The sequence below is a fragment of the Gordonia sp. GONU genome, assembly GCF_024733855.1.
GTDB lineage: Bacteria > Actinomycetota > Actinomycetes > Mycobacteriales > Mycobacteriaceae > Gordonia > Gordonia amicalis.
Window position 1 is genome coordinate 366,187 of sequence record NZ_JANRHB010000002.1, and the last position, 7,191, is coordinate 373,377.

Annotated in this window: 6 protein-coding genes; 4 read left to right on the forward strand and 2 right to left on the reverse strand. The window is 67.3% G+C overall.

Going from position 1 to position 7,191, the window contains the following annotated elements; genetic code table 11:
- The first annotated feature begins 80 nt into the window (after window positions 1-80).
- Window positions 81-1,544 carry an MFS transporter gene (locus NWF34_RS03610; RefSeq protein WP_024499682.1) on the forward strand — a complete coding sequence of 488 codons (1,464 nt, stop codon included), beginning with the start codon at window positions 81-83 and terminating at the stop codon, window positions 1,542-1,544.
- A gap of 63 nt (window positions 1,545-1,607) precedes the next feature.
- Here the strand turns inward: NWF34_RS03610 and NWF34_RS03615 are convergent, their stop codons facing one another.
- The gene (locus tag NWF34_RS03615; protein WP_024499681.1) at window positions 1,608-2,351 is read right to left on the reverse strand and encodes a GntR family transcriptional regulator; all 744 of its coding nucleotides are present in this window, start codon (window positions 2,349-2,351) and stop codon (window positions 1,608-1,610) included.
- Between the two features lie 46 nt (window positions 2,352-2,397).
- On the reverse strand, window positions 2,398-3,549 hold the full coding sequence (locus tag NWF34_RS03620; protein WP_024499680.1) for an acyl-CoA dehydrogenase family protein: 1,152 nt from the start codon (window positions 3,547-3,549) through the stop codon (window positions 2,398-2,400).
- A gap of 173 nt (window positions 3,550-3,722) precedes the next feature.
- Here NWF34_RS03620 and NWF34_RS03625 point away from each other — a divergent pair, with 173 nt between their 5' ends.
- The 3 genes from NWF34_RS03625 to NWF34_RS03635 are packed head-to-tail and all read left to right on the forward strand — an operon-like array spanning window position 3,723 to window position 6,748.
- On the forward strand, window positions 3,723-4,565 hold the full coding sequence (locus NWF34_RS03625) for a CoA ester lyase (RefSeq protein ID WP_035760770.1): 843 nt from the start codon (window positions 3,723-3,725) through the stop codon (window positions 4,563-4,565).
- The gene (locus NWF34_RS03630; RefSeq protein WP_024499678.1) at window positions 4,558-5,577 is read left to right on the forward strand and encodes a MaoC family dehydratase; all 1,020 of its coding nucleotides are present in this window, start codon (window positions 4,558-4,560) and stop codon (window positions 5,575-5,577) included. Before NWF34_RS03625 ends, NWF34_RS03630 begins: the two co-directional genes overlap by 8 nt.
- Before the next feature lie 31 nt (window positions 5,578-5,608).
- Entirely contained in the window at window positions 5,609-6,748 is a 1,140-nt protein-coding gene (locus tag NWF34_RS03635; RefSeq protein ID WP_024499677.1) for a CoA transferase, read from the forward strand.
- Window positions 6,749-7,191: the final 443 nt, after the last annotated feature.

A 7,191-nucleotide genomic window follows, 5' to 3' on the forward strand; every position in this document is an offset into this window, starting at 1 on the left:
TCGACCAGGACAAATCTACTGTCCGGTTTGCCTATGTACGTTACATATGTATGCTGCATACCTCGAAGGAGGTCTCGCATATGAGCGAAACACAAGGCCAGTTACCCCAGGAGGGAACCGAACAGGCCCCCGCCGGCGCCGTCGGCAGCGTCGTGGCGCTCTGCTTCGGCGGACTCGTCGCGTCACTGATGCAGACCTTGATCATCCCGATCCAGCCGGATCTTCCGCGTCTGCTCGGAACCTCGATCGGCAATGCGTCGTGGATCATCACCGCCACCCTGCTCGCCGCGGCGGTCGCCATGCCCATCGCCGGCCGCCTCGGCGACATGTTCGGCAAGCAGCGCGTCCTACTCGCCAGCGCCGTCCTGCTGACCCTCGGATCGCTGCTGTGCGCAGTGGGCGACTCACTCGTTCCGCTGATCATCGGTCGTGGCGTCCAGGGCCTCGCGATGGGTTTCATTCCGGTCGGCATGAGCTTGATCCGCGAGATCACCCCGCCCCACATCACGTCGATGGCCGTCGCCGCGATGAGTGCGACGCTCGGCGTCGGCGGTGCGATCGGTCTGCCCCTGTCGGCGTGGATCGTCGAGACGTGGGACTGGCATGCCCTGTTCTACGTCGCGACCGGCCTCGGTGTGCTCATCATCGCCGCGGTCCTGCTCCTCGTCCCGCGGGTCAACACCTCCGCCGGCGGCCGCCTCGACATCCCCGGTGCCGTCGGTTTGGCCATCGGCCTCTCGGCCTTCCTGATCGCGGTGTCGAAGGCCAATGACTGGGGCTGGACCTCGGGCAAGACCCTCGGCCTGGGCCTCGGCGGCATCGCCGTCCTCGTCGTCTGGGGAATCTTCGAGCTCCGCCAGAAGGAGCCCCTGGTCGATCTTCGGACGACGGCCCGGCCGGCCGTCCTGCTGACGAACATCGCCGCGGCCGCCATCGGTTTCGGCATGATGGCGCAGTCGATCATCCTGCCGATGCTGCTGCGGCTGCCCGAGGCGACCGGTTACGGCCTGGGCCAGTCGATTTTGGCTGCGGGTCTGTGGATGGCGCCCGGCGGTCTGATGATGATGTTCTTCGCACCGCTGTCGGGCCTGCTGATCAACAAGATCGGCGCGAAGTACACCCTCGCCATCGGCGCCGGCATCCTCGGCTGCGGCTACCTCTTCGCCTTCTTCCTCATGGACGCGGCGTGGAAGCTGATGCTGGCCTCGATCATCTGCGCCATCGGCGTGGGCGTCGGATACGCCGCCATGCCGACCCTGATCATGGGTTCGGTGCCGGCCACCGAAGCCGGCGCCGCGGTCGGACTGAACGGCCTGATGCGCTCGCTGGGCACCACCGTCGCCTCCGCCGTCATGGCCCTCATCCTGGCCAGCGCGACCATCTCGCTGGGCGGCACCGAGGTCCCCGACGAGTCGACGTTCACCTGGTGCTTCCTGATCGCGGCCGCCGCCGCCTTCGTCGGCGTGGCGATCACCCTGCTCATCCCCTCCAAGGGAAGAACATCGGGCATCGTCGAGGAGCAACCGGTACGCGCCCGTCACTGACCCTCCCCGAGATGCCAAGCGGCCCGGTGGTCCTCGTGATCACCGGGCCGCTTCGCGTCTGCTTCACATGCCGCTACGTCGCAGCGTCACGCGGTACGTGTAGTGCTCGGGCAGGAAGTAGCTGATCGCGAGTTCGACGGCCCGCCCGCGTGAATCGGTGTAGAGCCGGTCGACGCGCAACACGGCGTGACCCACCGGACAGCCGAGCCGCCTTGCGGTCTCGGCATCGGCGGTGGTGGCCGTGATCGATTGCGCGCATTCCTCGATCGGATACTGCAGGTGCGGTTCGAGCAGACCGATCATCGTGTGCTCGCTCGTCGCACCGGCCTTCACCTCGGGCGCACCGATCACGAGCCGAGCCACCGACTCCGGCCATGACACGGTCGTGACCACGAACGGCACCCCGTCGTGGAATCGCTGGAACACGATCCGGTAGACGACGTCGGTGTCGAGCCGCAGGCGTCCGGCAGCCTCGAGATCGACTCGGCGCGAGGGTGATTCGAGGACCTGCATCTCGGTGTCGGTCGAGAGGTTCATCAGGTCGTCGATCGAGCCCAGTTGCCGCAGGTACTGACCGGCGTTCTCGGTCGCGAAGGTCCCACGGCCGGGTACGCGATACACCGAGCCCTCGGTGACCAGCTCGAGAAAGGCGCGGCGTACCGTCTGCCTGCTCAGGCCGTACTCCTGTGACAGTTCGGACTCGGTGGGGAGCCGTACACCCCCCTTGTAGCGGCCTTGGGCGATGTGCGATCGCAGTTCGGCGGCCAGCACCTTGTACGCCGGCTCGGACTGCCCGACCTCGCTCATCCCACTCCCCTGTTCGAGTACGGCTGCTCCTGACGAGTCGACGCCGTCAGATACCGCCCCGTGCCACGAGCTGCGCGGCGATCACGTTGCGCTGGATCTCGTTGGTGCCCTCACCGACGATCATCAGCGGTGCGTCGCGGAAGTACCGTTCGACGTCGAACTCGGTGGAGTAACCGTAGCCGCCGTGGATGCGGACGGCATTGAGGGCGATCTCCATCGCGACCTCGGAGGCGTAGAGCTTGGCCATGCCGGCTTCCATGTCGCACCGCTCGCCCCGGTCGTACTGCTCGGCGGCGTGCCAGGTGAGCTGCCGGGCCGCGGTCAGCTTGGTCGCCATGTCGGCCAGGTAGTTGCCGATCGACTGGTGCTTCCAGATGGGCTGCCCGAAGGACTCGCGCTGCTGCGCATAGGCCAGCGAGTCCTCGAGTGCTGCGGTCGCGACACCCAGTGCGCGACAGGCAACCTGGATGCGGCCGGTTTCCAGCCCCTTCATCATCTGGCCGAAGCCCTTGCCGGGTACGGCGCCGAGGATCGCCGACTTCGGTGCGCGGTACCCGTCGAAGGAGAGCTCGCAGCTCTCGACTCCCTTGTAACCGAGCTTGGGCAGGTCGCGCGAGACGGTCAGTCCGGGACCGTGTTCGACGAGGACGATCGAGATGCCCCTGTGCCGCGGCTGTGCGGCCGGGTCGGTCTTGCACAGCAGGGCGATCAGCCCGGAGCGTCGGGCATTGCTGATCCAGGTCTTCGCCCCGCTGATGACCAGCTCGTCGCCGTCTTCCTTGGCCACGGTCGACATCGCCTGCAGGTCGGAACCACCGCCCGGCTCGGTCAGCGCCATGGTTGCGCGCATCTCGCCGGTGGCCATCCGCGGCAGGTAGTTCTGCTTCTGCTCCTCGGTGCCGAACAGGGTGAGCAGCTTGGCGACGACGGTGTGACCGCCCATCGCGCCGGCCAGGCTCATCCAGCCGCGTGCGAGTTCCTGGGTGACCTGCGCGTAGCAGGGCATCGAGACCGGCGAGCCGCCGTACTCCTCGGGCACGGCCAGACCGTAGATGCCGATCTGCTTCATCTGCTCGATCCACTTCTCGGGATATTCGTTGGCGTGCTCGACCTCCTGCACGGTCGGCTTGACCTCGCGGTCGATGAACGACCGGACGGTCTCGACGAGAAAGGATTCTTCCGCTGACAGCGTGCTCATGAAGGGGCTCACCTGTGTTCTTCGAGGAGGGCTGATTTGTACGGCCATTTTGTCGATAGGCCGTACCTATGTCAACCTTCCCATCGGACATCGAGGTCTGATAGAACCGTGAAGGCACGACTTTGGCCGCACATTTGAACCCGACATCCGGGTTGACACGATCACTGGGAGCAATGGTGCAGAGAAGACGAGGCGTCCTGGTGGCGCCGGCCTCCGACGACCGCAAGGCACGCAAGGCGCTGGCCTCCATCGCCGACGAGGTGGTCCTCGACCTCGAGGACGCGGTCACCCCGGCCAACAAGGACTCGGCGCGCACCGCCGCCGCCGAACTCGTCGCCGAGTTCGGGGCTGATCGCGCTGTCTCCCTGCGCATCAACGCCATCGACACCCCGTGGGCATCGGACGATCTGGCCGCCTGCGCCCAGATGCCGAACCTGACGTCGGTGGTGCTCCCCAAGGCCGACACCCCCGGTGATCTCCAGGAGGCCGACAAGCAGCTCGGCGATTCCGCCGTTCGTCTCCAGGCACTGCTCGAGACCCCTCGTGGGATTCGCGACGCCGGAACGATCTGCGCGGCCACCGACCGTCTCGACGCCGTTCTGATCGGTTATGCCGATCTCGGCGCGTCGCTCGGCCGGGCGTCAGGACTGCCGATGCGGACCTGGCACGTCGTACAGGACTCGGTCCTGCTCGCCGCACGCGCCGCCGGGGTGGACGTGATCGACGGCCCCCACCTCACCATCGCCGACGACGACGCGTTCCGTGACGCCAAGCGCTGGGTCCGCGACCTCGGCTTCGACGGTACCTGGGTGATCCACCCGGCCCAATTGGCAAGTGCGATCGAGATATTCACTCCGGACGCGGATGCCATCGAGGACGCGCGACGCGTACTCGAGGCACTGGAGAAAGCAGCCGCCGCAGGCGCCGGTGCCGCCGAGCTCGACGGCCGGATGCTCGACGAGGCCCTCGCCGTCTCCGCGCGCCGAGTCCTCGCGAAGGGAGCGGTCGATGAGTGAGCCGATCGCGGTCGGCGGGCCGTACTTCGACGAGCTGACGCACGGGCAGGTGTTCGACGACGCACCGTCGCTGACGCTGACCTCCGGGCTCGCCGCGTCGCATCAGACGATCCTGGGTGACCGGCTACGCCTGTCCCTGGATGCACATCTGGCGGGCCGCGTGCTGGGCGAGGGCACGCTCGCCCATCCCGGACTGGTGACCGACGTCGCGATCGGGCAGTCGACGCTGGCCACCCACCACGTGAAGGCCAACCTCTTCTACCGTGGGCTGCGTTTCCTCAGCTGTCCGAAGATCGGCGACACCCTCACCACCGTGACCGAGGTGGTCGGGCTGCGGGAGAACAAGTCCAAGCCCGGTCGCGCCCCGACCGGTCTGGCCGCCCTGCACATGGTCACCACCGACCAGAACGGCGCCACGGTTCTCGACTTCTACCGCTGCGCGATGCTGCCGCTGTCCCCGGCCCCCGACCCGGGACGCACCGTGCACGCCGACGACCTGAGCACCATCGGCCCCGGCGCGGATGCCGAACCGGCACTGCCCGACTGGGACCTGGCCACCTACCGGTCATCGGTCCGCGGACAACATTTCTCCCCCGAGCTGGCCGGACGCGTCTACCGCTCGAGCGCCGATGTGGTCTCCAGCGCACCGGAACTCGCGCGTCTGTCGCTGAACATCGCCGCCACCCACCACGACGAGCGAGTGGCCGGCAAGGCGGCCGGCGGACGGCTCGTCTACGGCGGACACACCATCGGACTCGCTCTGTCGCAAGCCAATCGGGCCCTGCCGAACCTCGTCACCGTGGTGGCGTGGGACTCGTGCGACCACACCGGGCCCGTCCGCGAGGGCGACACGCTCAGCTCGGAGATCCACGTCGAGGACGCCACCCCGCTCGACGGCGGGGGTGGAATCCTGCGCCTCCGATCGAAGGTCGTCGCCCACGGCGACCGTGACGACCAAGCAGGGGAGGACCGCGATGTCCTCGACTGGCGCTACCACGTCCTGATGGCCTGACCCGAACACCCTTTCTCGGAGGATCTTTCGCATGAGCACCACACCCCGCCCGCTCGAGGGCCTGCGCATCGTGGAGGTGTCGAGCTTCGTCGCGTCACCGTTGTGCGGTCTGACGCTGTCCCAGCTCGGCGCCGAGGTGATCCGCGTCGACCCCCTCGGCGGCGCCGCCGACACCAACCGGTGGCCGGTCACCGCCGACGGCAACTCCATCTACTGGACCGGCCTCAACCGCGGCAAGAAGTCGGTGACCGCGAACTTCCGGGAACCCGAGGGCCAGAAGCTGATCCAGGATCTCGTCACCGAGAGCGGGCCCGGTGGCGGCATCCTCGTCACCAACGCCGGCGGTCGTGCATGGATGAGTCACGAGACCCTGTCCGCGAAGCGCTCCGACGTCATCACCCTAGAACTGCTCGGACGCACGGACGGGACACCCGGTGTCGACTACACCGTCAATGCGGCACTGGGTTTCCCGGCGATCACCGGCCCAACCGACTACGCCGGTGTGGTCAACCACGCCCTGCCCGCGTGGGACGTGGCCTGTGGTCTGTACGCCGCCCTCGCGATCACCGCGGCGGTACGACGCCGCGACCAGACCGGTGCCGGCGCTCAGATCACGTTGCCGCTGGAGGACACCGCCCTGGCGATCGCGGGAACGCTCGGTTACCTCACCGAGCCGCAACTCGGCGGCGGTAGCCGGCCCGCGACCGGCAACGACGTCTACGGCACGTACGGAACGGATTTCGTCGCCTCCGACGGTGGCCGCTTCATGCTCGTCGCCCTCACCCCGCGCCACTTCCGGGACCTGGTCGCGATGACCGAGACCGGGGATGCGGTGGCAGCGGTCGAGAAGGCGCTCGGTGCGGACTTCACCGCGGAAGCAGACCGCTACACCCACCGCGGAATCCTCACCCCGCTGTTCGCCGCGTGGTTCGCCCGCCACTCCACCGCCGAGGTGGAGGCCGCCCTGGCGAAGAGTTCGGTGCTGTCGGAGCGCTACCGCACCTTCGACGAGGTGGTGGAATCCGGCGTTCTACAGAAGAATCCGCTGTTCACGGAACTGGACCAGCCGGGTATCGGCAGATACCTCGCGGGCGGTCTCCCGGCCCGGTTCGACGGTGAGCACTACTTCACCGGCCCCGCCCCGGAGTTGGGATCCTCGACGGGTTTCTGACCCTTCGATACGGCCCTCCGCAAGCTCCGGGCCTACTCAGGGAGCGGAAACATCCCTCCGCAAGCTCCGGGCCTACTCAGGGAGCGGAAACATCCCTCCGCAAGCTCCGGGCCTACTCAGGGAGCGGAGAAATCTCGCTGCCTGAGGTGCGAGCGAGCATCCCTTCCGCTGCCTGAGGTGCGAGCGAGCATCCCTTCCGCTGCCTGAGGTGCGAGCGAAGCGAGCCACGAAGGCCCTCAGCGAGATTCACTCACCAGGCCTTCGAGGCTCGTCGCTTACGCTCCTCACACCTCAGGCAGCGATAGGCGGCTCCTCACACCTCAGCCTGGATGCACCGATTTGGGGTGAGGTTTCTGGTGTTTGATGGGGTGTTGAGAAGCGAGATGCCTTGCTGCAGTGCAAGAATGGGACTTGTCTAAGGAACACATTCAGGCACGAAGAAA

Bases quoted from the DNA above. Each gene is read 5' to 3' on its own strand.
- NWF34_RS03620 (WP_024499680.1), bottom strand. From the start codon at position 3,549: ATGAGCACGCTGTCAGCGGAAGAATCCTTTCTCGTCGAGACCGTCCGG.
- NWF34_RS03610 (WP_024499682.1), top strand. From the start codon at position 81: ATGAGCGAAACACAAGGCCAGTTACCCCAGGAGGGAACCGAACAGGCC.
- NWF34_RS03615 (WP_024499681.1), bottom strand. From the start codon at position 2,351: ATGAGCGAGGTCGGGCAGTCCGAGCCGGCGTACAAGGTGCTGGCCGCC.
- NWF34_RS03625 (WP_035760770.1), top strand. From the start codon at position 3,723: ATGGTGCAGAGAAGACGAGGCGTCCTGGTGGCGCCGGCCTCCGACGAC.
- NWF34_RS03630 (WP_024499678.1), top strand. From the start codon at position 4,558: ATGAGTGAGCCGATCGCGGTCGGCGGGCCGTACTTCGACGAGCTGACG.
- NWF34_RS03635 (WP_024499677.1), top strand. From the start codon at position 5,609: ATGAGCACCACACCCCGCCCGCTCGAGGGCCTGCGCATCGTGGAGGTG.